The sequence below is a fragment of the Microbacterium oleivorans NBRC 103075 genome, from assembly GCF_001552475.1.
Lineage (GTDB): Bacteria > Actinomycetota > Actinomycetes > Actinomycetales > Microbacteriaceae > Microbacterium > Microbacterium oleivorans.
Genome location: NZ_BCRG01000006.1, coordinates 1 through 18,530 on the forward strand (window position 1 = coordinate 1; position 18,530 = coordinate 18,530).

13 protein-coding genes are annotated in these 18,530 nt (G+C 67.8%); 8 read left to right on the forward strand and 5 right to left on the reverse strand.

The window, feature by feature from the left end; genetic code table 11:
- The 4 genes from MO1_RS07670 to MO1_RS07685 all read left to right on the forward strand — a co-directional run.
- On the forward strand, positions 1-290 hold a 290-nt coding region (locus MO1_RS07670; protein WP_157526388.1), incomplete at its 5' end, for an SH3 domain-containing protein.
- 103 nt (positions 291-393) lie between these two features.
- The gene (locus MO1_RS07675; protein ID WP_235186130.1) at positions 394-1,290 is read left to right on the forward strand and encodes an ABC transporter permease; all 897 of its coding nucleotides are present in this window, start codon (positions 394-396) and stop codon (positions 1,288-1,290) included.
- Entirely contained in the window at positions 1,290-2,030 is a 741-nt protein-coding gene (locus tag MO1_RS07680) for an ABC transporter ATP-binding protein (protein ID WP_036312718.1), read from the forward strand. The genes MO1_RS07675 and MO1_RS07680 overlap by 1 nt, the downstream gene beginning before the upstream one ends.
- Positions 2,031-2,057: 27 nt before the next feature.
- Complete coding sequence (locus MO1_RS07685; RefSeq protein ID WP_167542028.1) at positions 2,058-4,712, forward strand: bifunctional glycosyltransferase/CDP-glycerol:glycerophosphate glycerophosphotransferase; 2,655 nt, start codon at positions 2,058-2,060, stop codon at positions 4,710-4,712.
- 21 nt (positions 4,713-4,733) lie between these two features.
- Here MO1_RS07685 and MO1_RS07690 read toward each other — a convergent pair whose 3' ends face one another.
- Positions 4,734-6,131, reverse strand: coding sequence for a bifunctional cytidylyltransferase/SDR family oxidoreductase (locus MO1_RS07690; protein ID WP_036312714.1), 1,398 nt, complete (start codon positions 6,129-6,131; stop codon positions 4,734-4,736).
- A 140-nt stretch (positions 6,132-6,271) separates the two neighbouring features.
- Between MO1_RS07690 and MO1_RS07695 the strand changes: the two genes are divergently transcribed.
- Both MO1_RS07695 and MO1_RS07700 read left to right on the forward strand, forming a co-directional pair.
- Positions 6,272-7,726 carry a glycosyltransferase family 2 protein gene (locus MO1_RS07695; protein ID WP_036312712.1) on the forward strand — a complete coding sequence of 485 codons (1,455 nt, stop codon included), beginning with the start codon at positions 6,272-6,274 and terminating at the stop codon, positions 7,724-7,726.
- A 65-nt stretch (positions 7,727-7,791) separates the two neighbouring features.
- On the forward strand, positions 7,792-8,907 hold the full coding sequence (locus tag MO1_RS07700) for an acyltransferase family protein (RefSeq protein ID WP_052009487.1): 1,116 nt from the start codon (positions 7,792-7,794) through the stop codon (positions 8,905-8,907).
- Positions 8,908-8,918: 11 nt separating this feature from the next.
- On the opposite strand, the gene MO1_RS07705 is transcribed toward MO1_RS07700, so the two are convergent.
- From MO1_RS07705 to MO1_RS07720, 4 genes are all read right to left on the reverse strand, one after another.
- Positions 8,919-11,216, reverse strand: coding sequence for a CDP-glycerol glycerophosphotransferase family protein (locus MO1_RS07705; RefSeq protein WP_255209241.1), 2,298 nt, complete (start codon positions 11,214-11,216; stop codon positions 8,919-8,921).
- A gap of 112 nt (positions 11,217-11,328) precedes the next feature.
- Positions 11,329-13,971, reverse strand: coding sequence for a bifunctional glycosyltransferase/CDP-glycerol:glycerophosphate glycerophosphotransferase (locus MO1_RS07710; RefSeq protein WP_060915706.1), 2,643 nt, complete (start codon positions 13,969-13,971; stop codon positions 11,329-11,331).
- Between the two features lie 157 nt (positions 13,972-14,128).
- Positions 14,129-15,403, reverse strand: coding sequence for an O-antigen ligase family protein (locus MO1_RS07715; protein WP_060915707.1), 1,275 nt, complete (start codon positions 15,401-15,403; stop codon positions 14,129-14,131).
- Entirely contained in the window at positions 15,400-16,800 is a 1,401-nt protein-coding gene (locus MO1_RS07720; protein ID WP_036312706.1) for an O-antigen ligase family protein, read from the reverse strand. Before MO1_RS07720 ends, MO1_RS07715 begins: the two co-directional genes overlap by 4 nt.
- A gap of 59 nt (positions 16,801-16,859) precedes the next feature.
- Here MO1_RS07720 and manA point away from each other — a divergent pair, with 59 nt between their 5' ends.
- Positions 16,860-18,002 carry a mannose-6-phosphate isomerase, class I gene (manA, locus tag MO1_RS07725; RefSeq protein WP_060915708.1) on the forward strand — a complete coding sequence of 381 codons (1,143 nt, stop codon included), beginning with the start codon at positions 16,860-16,862 and terminating at the stop codon, positions 18,000-18,002.
- A gap of 140 nt (positions 18,003-18,142) precedes the next feature.
- Positions 18,143-18,463 carry a WhiB family transcriptional regulator gene (locus tag MO1_RS07730; protein WP_076709487.1) on the forward strand — a complete coding sequence of 107 codons (321 nt, stop codon included), beginning with the start codon at positions 18,143-18,145 and terminating at the stop codon, positions 18,461-18,463.
- Positions 18,464-18,530: the final 67 nt, after the last annotated feature.

Genomic DNA, 18,530 nt, shown 5'->3' on the forward strand with positions numbered 1-18,530 from the left:
GTGCGAAGGTCACCATCGTCGACTCGTTCTCGGGGTGGCGTGCGGTGACGTCGGGTACGGCGACGGGGTGGGTTCCGGCGGCATCCCTCACCACCGCCACGCCGGCCAAGACGACCACCAAGACCACGACGACGGCCGTCAACCTCCGGAGCGCGGCTTCGACCTCGAGCACCAAGATCACGACGTTGGCCGCCGGGACCAAGCTGACCGTCGTGTCGTCTCAGGGAATCTGGTTCAAAGTCACCGTCGGAACCCGCACCGGCTGGGTACACGGCGACTACCTGAAGTGACGGTGAGTCTCACCGGAAAGGTCGAGGTCGCCGTCCATTAGGATTGCGGGTGGCCTACCCGGTGGCGAAGACCCGGTGGCATCACGACACCGCGAGGAACTTTGTGACCCAGATCGATTACAGCGCCTTTGATACACCGGGGCGCGGCCGAGGCATCCTCGACGTATTCCGGTACCACTACCTGTTGCGCCTGCTCATCGGCAAGAGCACGTCTCTGCGGTACCGCAACTCGGTCCTCGGATGGTTCTGGTCCTACGTCCGGCCCACCGTCCAGTTCCTCGTCTACTACCTCGTCGTGGGTCAGATCCTCGGCCTGCACAGCAAGGTTCCCGCCTTCCCGCTGTACCTGTTCAGCGGGCTGGTCCTCGTCAACCTCTTCAACGACACCATGTCGGCGGCGACGAGTTCCATCGTCAGCAACAAGGCCCTCGTGCGGAAGATCTACTTGCCGCGGGAGCTCTTCCCGCTGGCGGCGATCATCGGGACGTTCACGCACTTCCTTCCTCAGCTCGCGGTGCTCATCGTGGTGAGCCTGCTCTTCGGGTGGCTGCCGTCGTTCGCGTCGGTCGGCCTCGCCCTTCTCGGCATCCTGCTCGTCGTGGCGTTCGTCATGGGCCTGGGCCTCTTCTTCTCCGCGATCAACGTCCGCTTCCGCGACGCCAGCAACATCGTCGACATCATCCGCACGATCGCGACGTGGTCCGTCCCCATCCTCTACACGTGGGAGATGGTCAAGAAGGTCACCACGACCCACCACGTGCCGTGGCTGTTCGACATCTACATGTCGAACCCGCTCGCGGTGGGAGTAGAGCTGTACCACCACGCCTTCTGGGGCTCGCTTCCGGTCGTCAACGACGCCGACCCGCGCCCGATCAACCTCGACTGGCCGCCTCAGTTCGAGTGGCACGTCGTCGCGGCGATCGGCGTCATCATCTTCTCGCTGGTCATCGGCCAGTTCGTCTTCCGGCGCTTCGAGCGCAGCTTCGCACAGGACCTGTGATGTCGACTTCAGTACAGACTCAGCCCCGCATCATCGTCGACCGTGTGTCGAAGTGGTTCAGCAAGCGCAGCACGCGTTCGATGAAGGATGCCTTCATTGCCGCCGTGCGCCGCCAGCCTGTGCGCTCCACGCAGTTCCATGCCCTGAAAGACGTGTCGTTCACGATCGGTGAGGGCGAGTCGGTCGCCGTCATGGGATTGAACGGGTCGGGTAAATCCACGACCCTCAAACTCGTCTCGGGCGTGCTCGAGCCGGATTCGGGACGCGTCCTGACGCGGGGGAAGGTCGCCGGTCTCATCGAGGTCGGGGCGGGGTTCCACCCCGACCTGACCGGACGCGAGAACGTCTTTCTGAACGCCGCCATCCTCGGCATGAGCGAGAAGGAGACGAAGGAGCGTTTCGACGAGATCGTCGCCTTCAGCGAGATCGGTGACTTCATCGATCAGGAGGTCAAGCACTACTCCTCCGGCATGTTCATGCGCCTGGCGTTCAGCGTCGCGATCCACGTCGAACTCGACGTGCTGCTGGTGGACGAGGTCCTCTCCGTCGGTGATGCGCCGTTCCGGGCCAAGTGCAACGCCAAGCTGAAGGAGCTCGCCGCGGCGGGCGTGACGATGATGGTCGTCAGCCACAGCAAGGGCCAGGTCAAGGAGCTCTGCACGCGCGGAATCGTGCTGCGCAAGGGTGACGTCATCTTCGACGGTCCCATCGCCGAAGCCCTCGAGATCCTTGAGTCCTGAGATCGTTCCGTCGAGGGAGGGCAGATGATGGCTACCATCTCCGTCGTGTCTCCCATGTACAACGTGGGCCGGTATCTCGACGAGTACTTCGACTCCCTGCTGCGCCAGACGTGCGGGTTCGATCGTCTCGAGGTGCTGCTGGTCGACGACGGGTCCCTCGACGACACAGCTGAGCGGGCTATGGCCTTCGCGGCCCGGCATCCGAATGTCACCTACCTCCGTAAGGAGAACGGCGGTCAGGCCTCAGCGCGCAACCTCGGCCTCGAGCACGCGACAGGGGAGTGGGTCACCTTCCCCGACCCCGACGACGTGCTCTCCCCGAACTACTTCGCCGACGTCCTCGAGCAGATCGAGTCGCCGGAGGCGGCGGGCGCGGCAATGTTCACCGCGCGGATGCTGCTCTGGCACGAAGCACGCTCGTCGAACCAGATCACCGACACCCACGCGCTCGCCTGGCGCTTCGCCGGGGGCACGCGCCTCGTCGACCTGACTGACGAGCCCCACATCGTGCAGGCGCACGTGACCACCGGATTCCTCCGCAGGGACGTCCTGATCGACAGCGGCATCCGGTTCCGCGAGGAGTTGCGGGTCCGTTTCGAAGACGGCAATCTCGTGACGCGGTACCTCATGCAGTTCGACGAGCCCGTCGTCGGGCTCGTCTCGACGAGTGAGTACCTGTATCGTCAGCGGGCGGACGCCTCCTCCACCATCCAGGCAGGTGTCGCCGATCCGCGGAAGTACACCGACACCGTGCGGTACGGCTACCTCGATGTCGTCGACGCCGCGAAGGGTCCGCTCCCACGGTGGGCGCAGAACCTGATGGTCTACGACCTGCTGTGGCTCTTCCGGAGCTCGCAGACCCCCGCCGTCCGGCGCGCACGATTCCCGGTGTCGATGCACGACGAGGTGGCTGACTTGCTTCCGCAGTGGCTCGCGCACATCGACGAGGAGACGCTGACGGAATGGTCCGTCATGCACGTGCCGAGCTGGATGACCGAAGCGCTCGTCCTCCTCAAGCGGGGCTCGGGACACACGGATCTCCACTTCGGAAGCATCGATGCCAAGCGCGGCCTCGTTTCGGTGGTCTACCGCTATCGGGGTGAGCGCCCTTCGGAGGTCGTCCGCGTGCGCGGCTCGGTCGTCGAACCGCGCTACGTCGCCGACGTCGGCCTGGAGTACCTCGGCCGCCGCATCGTATGGCAGCGCTACCTGTGGCTACCTGTCGAAACCGGCTTCACGGTCGAACTCGGCGGCGTGCAGGCTCACATCGACCTCCGCGCGAACGCGGGGCGATCCGAGGACGTGGATACCGGGGTGCTCTCGACACGCGCGGTCGCGGCTGCCGCACGTGCCGAACCGCAGGCGACCCTGCGAGGGCTCCGGCGTGTGCGCCGTCGCGGTGGGCTCATGCTCCGCGAGGCGAAGGCGATCCTGCGCGAGCGCCCGAGCGTGCTGGCGGCCGTACGACGGGCGGACATCGCGTGGCGGTCGATGTCGCGCGGACTGTCTCGCGAGTTCGCCGGCGCCTGGGTGTTCATCGACCGCGACGTCGACGCGAATGACAGCGCCGAGATCCTCTACCGCTGGGTGCAGCGGGAACGGCCCGAGATCAACTCGTGGTTCGTCCTCAGACGGGAGTCCTCGGACTGGCCCCGGCTCGAGGCGGAGGGGTTCCGCCTCGTGGCTTACGGCACTGCACGATTCGCCGCACTCATGATGGCGGCCGAGCACGTGGCATCCAGTCACGCCGACAGGTTCATCACCGATCCTCTCCCGAAGCGCTTCGGACGCAAACCCTGGAACTTCACGTTCCTCCAGCACGGCGTCATCAAGGGCGACATCTCGGGCTGGCTGAATCCCAAGCGCATCTCGACGTTCGTCACGTCGACGGAGGACGAATACGACTACATTTCGGGTCCCTCGCCCTTCCGGTTCGGCCCGAAAGAAGTGCGGTTGACGGGCTTGCCCCGGTTTGACGCCCTGCTCGCTCAGGATGCCGCCGTCTCTGACGACGACCGCGACATCGTCCTCGTCATGCCGACCTGGCGCGACTACCTCGTCGGTGCGATGGTCTCCTCGTCGCGGGATCGGGCGGGTCTCGACGACTTCCTCGAGACCCGGTACGCGCGGGCTCTCCGCGACTTCTTGATCGACCCCGCGCTCCAGGACGCCGTCACGCGCCGGGGGATGCGGGTGGTCTTCATGCCGCATCCCAATATGCGCGTCTACCTCGATCGTTTCGATCTTCCGAGCACGGTGCAGGTCGTCTCTTACGACGATGTCGACGTCCGCGAGATGATCGCTCGCGCACGGGTACTCGTGACCGACTACTCCTCGGTCGCCTTCAACATGGCCTACGTGCAGCGCCCCGTGGTCTATTTCCAGTTCGACCGCGACGACTACTACACGGGACACACGGAACGGCCCGGGTACTTCGCGTACGAGACGCACGGCTTCGGTCCGATCGTCGAGACCGCGGCGGAAGCCGCGCAGTCGGTCGAGGATGCCCTGAGTGGTCATGTCGACGCGCAGTTCCGGGCGAGGATGGAACGGACCTTCCCCGTCCGCGACGGCCAGAACTCCCGTCGTGTCTTCGAGGCCATGGTCGAGTCCCGCACAATGCGCTCGCTCAGCGAACGCTCGACGGCCGCGCCGCCGGACCGATGGGCGGACCTGGCCTGACCTGGGGTCGGGTCTGACGGCTCAGCGGAGGTTCTTCATCTCCGACACCTGGACCGTCACGATCTGGCCGGTGAGCTCCGATCCGAGGATGCCGACGGTCACCTTCGCGACGTCTTCGGCGTCCAGGAGGGATCCCTCGGGCTCGGACCCGAACGCGGCGGTCCGCATCGGGGTCGCCGTGCGCTGCGGGTTGATGCAGTTGATGCGCACGCCGTCTTCCGCCCATTCCTCCGCCAGGGCCTGCGTGAGGTTGACGACACCGGCCTTGGTGGCCGAGTAAGCGGCGTAGCCGGAGCGTCCCCGCGTGTACGAGCTGGAGGTGAAGAGGACGACCTGACCGCCGTGACGGGCGAGGTGCGGGTAGGCCTCGCGGGCGATGACGGCGGGAGCCAGCAGGTTCGTCTCGATCGTGTGCTCGAGGTCTTCCTGCGAGGTCTCGACGAGTGGCCCGATGCGGAGGACGCCCGCCGTCACGATGACGGCATCGATCCGCGACATCTTCTGCGCGGCCTCCGTCAAGGCGTCGCCCACCTGGAACGCGGAGCGGACATCCGTGCCGGTCGAGGTGCGGCTGAACTCCATGACGTTCGCGCCCTGCGCGCGGGCCAGTTCGACGATGCTCGCGCCGATCCCGTAGCTGCCACCGAACACGACGATTCCTGCACCGCTCAAGTCGGGGAGTTCGCGGACGAGCCGTTCCATCGACAGGCTCGCCGACTGGAGCTGGAAGAGCTTGTCGGCGATGTGGACATCGATGGGCTCGGTCACCTTCATGTTCTCCGGCGTGCCCTCGACGACGAAGATCGGGACTTCGGGGAGGTACGTGAAGACGACGCCGCAGTCGTCCGTCGCGCGGAACGCCGGGTCGCCCTCGGCGAGCTCGTACGCCCGTCGGATGGTGGCGAGGCGGAACGCCTGGGGGGTCTGGCCGCGACGGAGGCGCGACCGGTCCGGGATGCCGGTGATGAGACTCGCCTCGTCGACCTCGATGATCGTGTCGGCAGAGGGGATGGCGGTGTCGACGGCGTCGTACGTGTCGAGCGCCTGCACGCAGTCGCGGATGATGCGCGCGTCGATGAAGGGGCGGACCGCGTCGTGGAAGAGGATCTTGGTGTCATCGCCGTCGAGGACGGAGATCGCGAGCTTCGTCGTGTCATTGCGCGTCGCCCCGCCGGGGAGGATGCGACTCAGCTTGCCGAAGCGGCCGCTCTCGATGAGATGGTCCAGCTCGCTGATCGACTCGGCGTTCATCATGACGATGATCTCGTCGATGTCCTCGCTCGCTTCGAGCGCTTCGAGCGTGTGCTCGACGATCGCTTTCCCCGCGATCTTGAGCAGTTGTTTGGGGATGCCGAGGCCCACGCGGACCCCGATGCCGCCGGCCAGGACGACGGCGACGGTTCGGCTCAGAGTGGGCATGGTGCTCCTCGGGTGGGGACGGTTCATCCTATCCGGAGCCCTCGCGACGGCCCGTTCGGCGCCCCGCGCGGCGGCCCGGCCGCGGGGGGCGGAAAGTCCGCGTCGTAAGCTAACGGGATGCGGCGACAGGGGAGGGTCTCGTGCTGAGCATCACGGCGGTCATCCCGCTCTACAGCGTCGAGCCGTACCTTCCGGACCTGCTGCGGTCGTTGGAGGCGCAGGCTCCCGGGCGCTACGACCTCGACCTTGTGTTCATCGACGACGGCTCGCCGGACGCGTCGGGCGACATCGTCGAACGCTGGCTGTCGTCTTCCCGGTTCCCCGGCCAGCTGATCCGGCAGGACAACGCCGGGGTGAGCGCTGCGCGCAATCGCGGGATGGACGCCGCCTCCGGCGATTGGGTGACGTTCCCCGATTCCGACGACCTCTTGGCCGACGACTACTTCGCCGCCGTCGCGCGGTTCCTCGGCGATCACGCGGATCGCATCGACGTCGCGTCCACCCGCCTCCTCCGACTCCGCGAGCCCCGGCCCGAGCCAGAGGATGTTCACGCCCTGAGCTTCCGCTTCGCCGGAGGCGACCGGGTCGTGCCGATGGTCGAGTACCCCGACTTCTTCCAGCTCAACGTCGCTTCGGCGTTCTTCCGACTCGCGGACCTCCGGCGCGCGGGCGCCCGGTTCCGGACCGGCCTCCACGCCTCGGAGGACGCCCTCTTCGTCGCGGAGTACCTGCTCGGTGTCGCCTCGCCGAGGCTCGGGCTCGTGGCATCCGCTTCGTACATCTATCGGCGTCGTGCGGCCCGTGACTCGGCGGTCGATGCGTTCCGCACCGATCCGCGGGCGTACTACGAGAGGTTCATCGACGGCTACGAGCCGTTGATGAGCGGATGCGGCGACCGCGGCGTCCCCGAGTGGCTCCAGTCGATGTTCCTGTACGAATGCCAGTGGCTGCTCCCCGTCCAGCTGACGCCCGACGGGCGTGCCGAGGTGCTCGACGAGGCGCAGCGTGAGACGACCCTGCGCGCGCTCGGCGGCTGCGCACAGCACGTCAGCGAGGCTCGGCTCTTCGAGTACGACGCCACCGCGCTGCCACTTGAGAGCCGCCTGCTCCTGCAGGTGCTCGCGAACCGCCCCCTCCCGCCTTGGGTGGGTTCGTACGCGACGCCCGGCCGCGGGGCCGTCCGCCTGATGACCCCCGTGGCCGCGGGCGCGGACGTGCGCCTCGTCGGCGCGGACGGTGAGACCCTGGTCCCCTCCGACGCCCGGTTCACCACGCCCGACTACTTCGGTCAGGACGTACTCCAGGTGCACCACGCCGAGGTCGACCGGATGCCGCGGAGCGTCGAGGTGGACGGTCGACCTCGCCCGATCGTCCGCCGCCGCGGTGCGGAGCAGATCGCGGAGACGACCGACCGGCACCGGCGTCGCGTCACAGGGTCGTGGGGGATCCCCGGCCGCCAGCGCGACGTCCGGGTGTGGAAGCCCGTGGCGGGGCCCGACGCAGCCCTCGGCCCTCGGGTCCGTGGCCTGATGCGAGTGGCCCTCCGGCTGGTGAAGCGCCTCGTCCGCGCGGGGCTGGTTCGCCGCGCTCGGTGACGAAGTCGCCGCCGACCCGGTCGTCGCTCAGGCTCACTGCCGGTGAGCAGCTAACATGACCACTCGTGCTTCCTGTTGCCCCGGCTGTCGACGTCGCCCCTCGCCCGCGCCTTCAACTGCTCGATCTTCTGCGGTTCGGCGCGGCCCTCGCCGTCGTCATGTACCACTACACGGCTCGCCGCCACACCCAGTGGGAAGCACCCACGATCGAGACGTTCCCCTTCGTCTCCCAGTTCAGCGCCTATGGCTTCATGGGAGTGCAGCTGTTCTTCCTCATCAGCGGCTTCGTCATCCTGATGTCGGTCGAAGGACGCTCGGTCGGCGAGTTCGTCGCGGCACGCATCTCGCGTCTGTTCCCGGCGTACTGGGCGGCGGTCATCCTCACCGCGATCCTGATCGAGTTCATCGCGGGCGACCAGCTCGGTAAGAGCGTGACGCTCGTCCAGGTGCTCACCAACCTGACGATGCTGCAGCAGTGGACGGGCGTGCCGCACGTCGACGGGGTGTACTGGACCCTCGCCGTCGAGCTGTTGTTCTACGTCTTGATCGGCATCTTCATGAGCACGAAGCTGACGGTCGAGAAGATCACGTGGCTGGCATTCCTGTGGCCGCTGGCGGCGCTGATCGCCGACCGATCGAACATGCAGTTCCTCGCAACCTTCCTGTCGCCGGCTTATGCCCCGCTCTTCGCCGCGGGGATGATGCTGTACGTCATCTACTCGCGCGGGTCGAATCTGCTCCGGTGGATGCTGGTGGTCGGCAACGGCATCCTGGGCACCCAACAGACGATCATGTACGACGTCGCCAACGCGGAGCGGCTCACGGGTGTCGACCTGAAGGAGCCGGTGGCCGTCGCCATCATGATCCTCATCTTCGCTTCGGTGGCACTCGTCACTCTGTCGCCGCTGCAGTCCCGCGGACTGGCCTGGATGACGTATCTCGGCGCGCTGACCTATCCGCTTTACCTCGTCCACGAGCTGTGGGGCTGGTGGGTCATCGGACAGTTGAGCCCCTACCTGAACGAGTGGGTCGTGCTCGTGCTTGCCATCGCCTTCGTGCTGCTGCTCGCCGCAGCCATCGAGAGGTGGGTCGAGCGTCGATCCCGCCGGTGGTTGCGGACGCAGGTGCTGCGCTCCTTCCCCCGTGCCGAGCGGGCTCCGGCAGCGGCCGCGGCCCGCTGAGCGTCGCTCGCTCAGCCGAGACGGTCGGCGATGAGGTCCGCGATCGCGTCGGCGCAGGGCGTCGCACCGGCCACCGGGGTCGGGTCGCCAGGGATCTGAACCCACCGCTTCGCGAACCGTCGCGCGTCGGCGGGTGAGGCATCCTTCCGTCCGACGGCCTCGGCGAGGTGGTCCACCGTGGCGACGATCGGGCCGGGGAGGTCGCGTCGGTAGTCCAGGTAGAAGTCGCGCGATGCGAGGTAGGCGTCGAGGTCGGGCGTGAGGAAGTACGTCGGGATCTCGAGGACCGCGGCCTCGTACAGCGCCGAGGAGTAGTCGGTGATGAACACATCCGCTACGGCCAGCATTTCCTGCGTGGAGAAGTCGCCGCCGGTGTCGACATCAGGACCGAAGTCGCCGTGCATGAGCGGGTGCAGTTTCACCACGGTGTGGACGCCCTGCATCCTCAGCGCCTCCGTGAGTGCGCGCACATCCACCGCGACGGTGCCGTCGAGACGGAAGGTGGGTGCGAAGACAGCGATCCGCTGACCCGCGAGGTGAGGCAGCGTGGCGAGGATCCGCTCCCGCGTCCGGGCTCGGCGGTCGGGGTCGCGGAGGCGGTCCACGCGGGGGAGCGGCGCCACCCGCACCCGGTCGGGGGGAGTTCCGAACGCCTCGGCGAACGCGGGGCGGCAGTCCTCGGCGCTCGTCAGGACGATGTCGTATCCCTGGTGCATCCGCATGGCGTCGGCGAGGCGGCGGTCGCGTCCCTCCTCCAAGCCCAGGATGCTCAACCCGAACTTCTTGAAGGCACCGAGCGCGTGCCACATCTGGATGACGGTCAGCTCGTCCCGGTGAGGGAGGACGCTGGCGACGATCGAGTACGTGTCGATGACGAGGACCCGCGCCGTGGCGACGTGGTACAGCTGGCGCAGCAGGTGAAGGCCGTATCCGATCTTCCGCAGGATGCCGGGTGGCACCATCCGGACCAGCATCACGACCCGGACGGCTGGGTCGCGTGTCGTGAGAGCGGCGGCGAGGTCGGTGAAGTCGTCGGGGACCACGGGATGCTCGCGGCTGACCATGACGACCTTCCGCTGCACCGGGAGGAGCTTCAGAGGCGCATACGCGACGCTGAGGATCAGACGGGCGAGTCGAGCCGCAGCGACCCGCAGCCCCATCGCACCGCGGGCGCGCGTGGGTTCCACCGACCCCGGTGCGACCGTGCCTTCATCGACCACGACGCGGTCGGGGGAAGCGAGCAGCATGCGCTCGACGATTCGAGACGTGGACTCCCCGTCGAGGGCGTCGCAGAACTCGTCCAGGAACGCCTCCAGGGCCGGCTCGTCCACCTCCGCGGTGCGCAGCGCCGACGCCAGCCCTCCGGGATCCCGGACAACAGGACCGATCGCGTAAGACTCGAAGGGGCGATAGAACGACCTCGACCCCGCGTAGTCGTCGAGATCCGGGACGAACAAGACGATGGGGCGACGCAGAAGCGCGAACTCGAAGATCGAGGAGGAGTAGTCGGTCACCAGGACGTCCGTCGCCATGAGCAGATCGTTCATCTCCTCGGCGCCGCCGTCGAGGATGTGAGCGGGAAGAGGCGGAGCGGACTTCGCGGCGAACGGATGCTGCCGCACGACGATCCGGAAACCGTCGCCGAGCTCGTGCGCGATGGCCCCCCAGTCGGCCGACTCCTCGGGGCGGGCACTCCGCTGTCCGTTACCGCGGAACGTGGGTGCGTAGAGCACCAGCCGTTCCCCGTCGCGGATGCCGAGGCGGGCGCGCACGCGCTGGCGTGTCGTCGCCACGTTCTCGGGGTCGAAGAAGGCGTCCGTCCGGGGCACGCCGAGCGCCTGGACGCGGGACAGGTCGATCCCGAACGCCTCCGCATAGTCGGCCCGCACCGCCTCGGAGCTGACCGGAACGTGCGTGTAGTTGCGGTGGATGTCGCTGCCGGGGACGGGGCCGCCCGGGAGCCCCGCACGGCTGTGCCCGACCTGCTTGAACGCGCCGGCAGCATGCCAGATCTGCACCAGGCGCGCGCCGCGACGGATCGGCAACGGGTAGATGATCGGATAGAAGTCGTCGACCACGATCGTGCCGCTCGTCGCGAGCAGCCAGGGCAGGCGGATGACATCTCGCACCGGCCGCCGCGCGGTGAGGCTCGGCTTGAACACACCGGCCACCTGCGCCTCCGGCATCCGTCGGAGGAGTTCGTCGCGGACGAAACCCATGTTCCCCGTGTAGCCGACGTGGGAGTCGGAGAGGAAGAGGAACCGGTCGGAGCGGATCCGAGTGATCCTGCGCAGGATCCGGTAGGGCAACGCGACGGGTTGCGCGCGTATCCAACGGAGCAACCGACTCGTCCGGAGGAGTTCGCGCACGAGCTTTCACCGCTTTCGGAGGGGATCCCTCCAGTCTACGTGGCTTGCCTGATCACCCCAGGGGGGCGATGGCCTCGAACGCACGCTCGGAATTCTTTCCGTCCCGATCGATGAAGAACGCGGTCGCCCGGTCGGCGTAGTGAGCCACCGACTCCGGCGTCAGTACGGCGGCGCGGATGGCGTCCGCCGCCTCGTCTGCTTCCTCGGTCAGTGGGCCGAACCCGTTCCGCTCGTAATCGAAGTACCCGGCGCGGTGCGGGTGCTCGTCGAAGAACTGCGCCGCGTCGAACTGGAAGTAGACGACGGGGGTCTCGATGTACGCGGCCTCGAAGGCGAGCGACGAGTAGTCGGTCACCAACACCCGGGCCCGTGCGATCACCGACTGGATGTCGTTGTCGCGATAGCGGAAGACCTCGATGCCGGCAGGGACGCCGAGACGGTCGAGATGCGGCTCCAGGCTGGGGTGTGGCACGAATCCGATGCGGCAACCCTGGCCGGCCAAGCCGGGATCACTCGCGAGCTGTGCGAGGAGCTTGCGCCACTGCGTGGCGTACACGGTGTCGTCGAAGTCGTCGATGAGCCCGCGCATCGTGCCCTTGTTCGTGATCGAGGTCATCAGATACTCGCGCCACGTGGGCATCACGAGGACGAGGTTTCGATCGGCGGCCGGCAGAGCGGCAGCCTTCGCCGCGAGCGCGTCATGGCGCGGGAAGCCGGTCAGGGTGACCTCGCGGTTCGTGAACGTGTAGGGCGTTCCGTCGTTCACGAAACCGTCGAACTCGGCCTGTCCCGTCGTGAGGAGCAGGCGGATGGGCTTCCGGTTCAACCAGCGCGAGATGTCGTCCTTCGTCACGCCGTGCTGCAGGAACACGAACTGCCAGTCGCGCTTGCGCAGGAGCTTCGTGCTCCAGGGCTGCAGGACGTAGTGATCCACGTGCGAGGAGATGAGGAACTTCGCGTGGTGCATCAGCATGAAGTGCTCGGTGGAGCCGTAGTCCACGAGATGAAAGCCCTCGTCGCGCAGTCGCGCCCAGTCGGAGCTCGACTTCCGGAGCACGTAGAACGCGTTCACATCTGGGCGGTTGCGCAGCACCCACCGGTGGAGGTGTTCGGCATTGTCCTGCGCCTGGACGTCGCGGTCCATGAAAACCCACGCGTTCGCGAACCGCGAGCGCGCGGCAGGGGATGCCGCCGCACGCCGCGCCGCGGCTGCCCACGGCCGACGCGCCGACACCGATTCGCCGCGGACGATGCGCCCGACCTGGGCGACGCGCTTGCGGAGGCGTGCAGGGAGCAGATCTTTCGTCGCCTTGTTGGGTGCCGCGGGGGGCGCGGGCAAACGCTGGGCGCGAGCGGGGAGACCCAGGCGGGCACGGAGGCTCTCGTTGGTGACCGCGAGTTCGTGGTTGCCGGGCGCGTTGTAGCGGATCTCCGCCCGCTGCCCGTCGAGGCGTACGGTGAGCCCCTCGCGCGGCTCGATCCAAAGGATCCGCTCGTGCAGGACGTCATGGCCGAAGTAGACGATGGAACGGTCCTTGGCGTACGCCGGCGCGATGGCCTCACCACCGACTGTGAGGACCTCCTCGGGTCGACCTCCCGCGAAGTAGTACTTGATCAGGACCTGGCGGTTCCTTTTGTCTGCCCGCCACAGGTGCACGGGCGACAGCGGCAGGCTGTGCCCGCCGATCGACATGAGGACCGCCCGCAACTGCGGCGAGAGCGGGGTGATCCGGTACGCCGCAATGACCTCGGGATCGATGAGGCTCAGGACGCGTCGCACGGTCTCCAGGAAGCGGTCCTTCACGTCCTGGGGGATCCACCGGGTCGGGCTGTGGATCTGCGCGTCGTAGTGGAAGTACCAGTAGATGTCGTAGAGGACCGTGTTCTGCAGCCAGACGGGCACGCCGCCCCGCATCCGGACCGCGTCCTCCATCGGCGCCAGCCACCCGAACTCGGGCACGTCGATGTACTTCTCGACGCGCTGCCAACTGGTCGTGGTCAGCGAGGTCGTCGCGGTGCGACGGCGGTAGAGGTAGCGCGCCTCCGGGACGACGAGCACGGTGGGGTCGTCGAAGGTGAGCAGGTACCGGGCGATGAACGCGGCATCCTCGAAGTTCGGACGGATGCGGTGGTCCCAGTGGATGTCGGCTGTCAGGACGTCTTCGCGTCGGAGGAAGGACGTCGCGGCCGACAGTTTGATCAGCTGGGGGTCGTCGCGGAGGGAGACGATGCGTCGGCCTGCGGAGAACTGCTTCTTCAGCGGGTGGGCGTCGCGCCGGGTGAGCAGCGTGTCGTCGGTGTAGATCAGGCGGGTGGAGACGATCGTCGGGACGACGTCGGTTTCTTTGGCGGACTGCAGAGCGTCGCGCACCGATCGGAGGTAGCCGGGCTCCAGAACGTCATCGGGGTCGGCATAGGTGATCCACGTGCCGCCGGCGTGCAGGGTTCCGGACTCGCGAGCGGCCGCGACACCCTGGTTCTCCTGAGCGACCACGACGGTGTTCGCGTCGCGGGTCGCGGCCCACTCCTCGACGATCCGCCGCGAGTCATCCGGCGACCCGTCATCGACGAAGACGATCTCCGCGTCGGCGAGGTCGTCGCCCTGCGCGTCGAGACTGGCGAGGAATGCGGGCAGATACGGCTCGACCTTGTACATCGCGACGATGATCGAGAAGAGTGCTGTGCCGTCCGTCATTATGGTTCCCATCGCTGATCATCGGCGGGAGCCGCGGCCTGCCGACGCGCGAACCGCGAGCCTCTGGCGGGTCAGCGCCCATCGCTCCGCCGTCACGGCACTGAGCGGATCCGCAGAGCCCCCGCCCACAACTATAACCGGGTGACGAAACCGCGTTTCAGCCGTCGACGCGCTCCGACAGGACGCGGCGCCACCCTCGCACCTTCGACGCGCTGACGCTGCAGACGACGAGGAGGAACCATCCGAACCCGCCGAGGAGGGCGCTCGTCACGACCGAGTCCGCCAGGACGACGATGAGGACGAGGGGTGTCCACGTATAGATGGTCGAGCGCTTCTCGGTCGCGGTCATCCATGCTCGTGCGAGCGCGAGCCCTGCCAGGAGGGCGAGCAGCGCGACGCCCACGGCCCCCGCCTGCAGGAGAACATCGACCCATGCATTGAGGGCGGATCCGTGGTCACGACCGGTGATGATGCGGATGTACGAGTACGGCGACATGTACTCGGGCCAGGTGCCCACCCAGCCCCACCCCTGCACCGGTCGCGTCTGTGCGAGGTCGATGGCGGCGTTCCAGAGGCGGGAGCGGGCGAGGAAGTCCGGTTCCGCGTTGAGCCAGTGCACGAGGGGGCGGCGAAAGACGTAGGCGAGCAGGAGAGCGACGAGGACGGCGCCCCCGATGCTCCGCTGGAGTGTGGATCGTGCCCGCAGCGGTGCGCGTCGCACGAGGGCGAGGGTGGCGGTCGCGAGCCCGGCGATGACGGCCATCACGAGGACGATCGGAGAGTCGGTGAACACACCGAGCACGGCGGCGAGGCTGACGGAGAAGATCGACACCCCAGGGGCGACGGAGCGGGTGCGCCACTCGACGAGGAAGGTGATGAGCGCGATCATCGTCACCACGCCGAGCACGGTTCGTGTGCCGAACACGCCCTGGATAGGCCCGCCGACGGCGAGGTTGCCGCCGATCCCGAGGAAGGGGATCGGAGTGTCGATCAGGATGCCGCTGAGGATCTCGAGGCCGAGCGACACCGACAGCAGGAACCGCAGGACGTCGCCAGTGGCGCGGACGGTCTGGATGGTGTCGCGGAACTGGGCGACGACGACCGCGAGGAACGTCGGGACGGCGAGCTGGAGCCAGCCCGCGAGGGTCTCGGAGGCGGAGGGGCCCCACAGGAGCGAGGCCAGCAGCCAGACGAGGAGGAGGGCCAACGTCGTCGGCATGATCTCCACGAGCCTCAGCTCGCGCCGTCGCGCGACGAGCATGCCGGCGCCGATCACGCACAGCGCCGTGGTGATGGCGCCGAGGCCGGCATCGCCCGTCAGCTGGCGGATGGCGTGCGTCGCGAACAGAGCGCCGATCGTCGCCGTGGCGAACGCGGCAGCGAGGTCACTCGACTGGAGGAAGTCGACGACGCGCGCCAGGCGGGGGTTCATCGTTCGACGGGCCTGTCGCCTTGTTCGCCGAGGAGGCGCTCTTCGGACGGCCCTCGACCCACGAGCGGTGCCTGCTTGATCTTGAAAGCGAACAGGATCAGCAGGAACCATCCCCAATTCAAGAGGGGCGTCGACTCGGCCAGACCCTGAACGAGCAGGATGGCTCCCGTGAGAGTGGGCAGGAGAGTCAGGGCGGTGTACGGGCGGTCGGAGACGAGATCCCACCGCGGACGGTCGACCGCGAAGAACCACGACCGCCACACGAACGCGACGTAGGCGGCCGCCATGAGGACGATGCCGACGGCGCCGAGCTGCAGGAAGACATCGACCCACATGTTGTGGGCCTGCATCACGGTCTGGCCGTGGTCGACGATCCAGCGATCGAACGCGGGCTCGGTGGGGATCCACGGCGTCGAGAAACCCCAGCCGATCACGGGGTGCTCGACCGCGCGCTCCAGCACCTTCTGCCAGATCGATTCGCGCCCGGTGAGGTCGCTCGAGCGGCCGAGGGCGGTGAAGATCCGGTCGCGCAGCAGCCACGCGGCCAGGAGGCCGCCGATCGCGACGACGGCGTAGAGCAGGTAGTACCGCGTGCGTTCGCCGGCGCGCTTGGTCGTTCGCATGACGAGCACGGTAATGAGGACGACGACCACCGCGACGGCGGAGAGGGTGGCGGTCGCCGACCCCGCTCGCACGAAGAGGAAGGCGGCGAGGAGAGTCCACAGGACGAGAACGGGCCGACGGGGAGCCTGCGATGCGATCCGGATCGCGAAGACCACGATCGCGAGGAGTGCGACATAGGCGAGGGCGTTGGAGTTGCCGAAGATCCCCTGGATGCGCCCGCCGTCGAAAAGGTTGTCGCGCGACCACAGCACAATCGGGTCGTCGACCGGACCGTCGGGACGCACGAAGTGCGGCAGGACCGGCCCATCCCAGACGAAGCTCACCCAGAGTTCGAACAGGATCGACAGCGACAGCATCCATTTGAGAGCGGATGCCAGGGCTCGCACGACCTCGCGCCACGTCAGGACGGCACCCACGAAGAGTGCGGCGACCGTGGTGACGATGAGGAAGGCAACGGTCAGGAGGGTCGCGTCCAGCCAGTGCGTCCACAGCGTCGACGCGACGGCCCACACGAGATACGTCAGCGCGTACCAGGGAAGCCGCGGCCACTGCACCCGGGGTCGGATCACCAGCCAGAGGACCACCGACACGAGGAAGCTCACGACGCCGATGGCAGCGGAGATCGGCACGTCGAATGCGAGCGGCAGTGCCGTTCCCGACAGTGTGATCACCAGGAGGACGATGCACCATCCGCGCAGCAGGATGTGGCTCGTCCGCTCGCGCGGCGGGGCGGCCGGCGGCGCCGAGACCGGGTGCGAGGAGTGGACGGCCATGGTGACAGAAGGGTATCGCGCGAGCCCGGGCGCTCTGCCCCACGCCGTAGGCTGATCGCGTGCTGGAGACGCTCTCGAACGCCCCCCGTGACTACGCCTGGGGATCGCCCACCGCCATTCCCGCTCTGCAGGGCAGGGCCCCCACCGGTGTCCCCGAGGCGGAGGTCTGGTTCGGCGACCACCCGGGGAGCCCGGCGGTCCTCGGCGACGGACGCTCGCTCGTCGCTGCCCGGACCGACTCAGGGAAGGCCCCGCTGCCGTTCCTCTTGAAGATCCTTGCCGCCTCCTCGTCGCTGTCGATCCAGGCGCATCCCGACCTCGCGCAGGCGCGGGCCGGCTTCGCACGGGAGGAGGCCGCCGGCATCCCTCGAGACGCCGCGGAGCGCATCTACCGCGACGACAACCACAAGCCGGAGATCATCGTCGCCCTCAGCGACCGCTTCCGTGCTCTGGTGGGGCTGCGGCGCGTCGAGGACACGCTGAGTCTGCTCTCAGGCTTCGGCGACGCTGCCGGGGTCCTCCGGCTCCGCGATGCTCTCACCGTGGCGGCTCCTGCTGACGCGCTCCGGAGCGTGATCGAGGAAGTCCTGAGCGGCCAGGCGGACGACATCGTCTCGGCGGTGGCGTCGGCGCTGACGGATGCCGAGAGCCCGGGCTTCGCGGAGGAGATCGATGTCCTCCGGGCGATCGTCCGGGACTTCCCGGGGGATGCCGGGATCGTCGTGGCGCTCCTCATGAACCTCGTCGTCTTGCGAGCGGGCGAGGCCGTCTTCGCCCCAGCGGGTGTCCTCCACGCCTACCAGGACGGCCTCGGCGTCGAGCTCATGGCCGCCAGTGACAACGTCCTGCGCGGCGGGCTGACCCCGAAGCACATCGACGTCGCCGAGCTCATGACCATCGTCGACACCGAACCCGGCAACGCGCCGCTCGTGATCCCGGTCGCCGACGGAGCGGGGGAGACGTTCGACGCGGACGTGCCCGACTTCGTGCTGACGCGCTACGCGACGACGAGCGGGCCGGTGTCGGTCACGCTCGACGGTCCCGCCATCGTCCTCGCCGCCGACGGAGCGGTCACCGTCTCCGCGGGCGATCGCCGCATCGACCTCACGCCGGGAACAGCCGCGTACGCCGACGACGAATCGTCTCTCGTGCTCGGAGGGTCCGGGGTCGTGTATCTCGCCCGACCGGGTCGCCGGGGCTGACCCGGCGACACGCCGGGAGCTTCAAGAAGATTCAATGGCGGGTTGAGGGTTTACGATCTGCGACTTGACCGGAGCGAATCACACGGGTGTAATTAGGCATCGGCCGCACAGTGGCCAGTGTCTACAGGTGGGAGAGCAAGATGACGGGTTACCGTTCCGGCGTTCCCGAGAATTGGTTCGTCGATCCCGTCAACCTCGGGGTCCCCGGTGTCCGCCGGCGAATCGACACCGACGAGGACACAGCTCTCGCATGGCAGGCAGACGCACTCTGTGCGCAAACCGATCCCGAGGCGTTCTTCCCTGAGAAGGGTGGATCGACGCGCGATGCGAAGCGCATCTGCACGACGTGCGACGTTCGTGGCGAATGCCTCGAGTACGCGCTGCAGAACGATGAGCGCTTCGGTATCTGGGGCGGTCTCAGCGAGCGCGAGCGTCGCAAGCTGAAGCGTCGCGCTTCCTGACGCGGATCCGCGCCACCCCGTCCGTCCTCCCCGCGACGGTCGGGTCGCGACCTAGGCTGACCTGGTC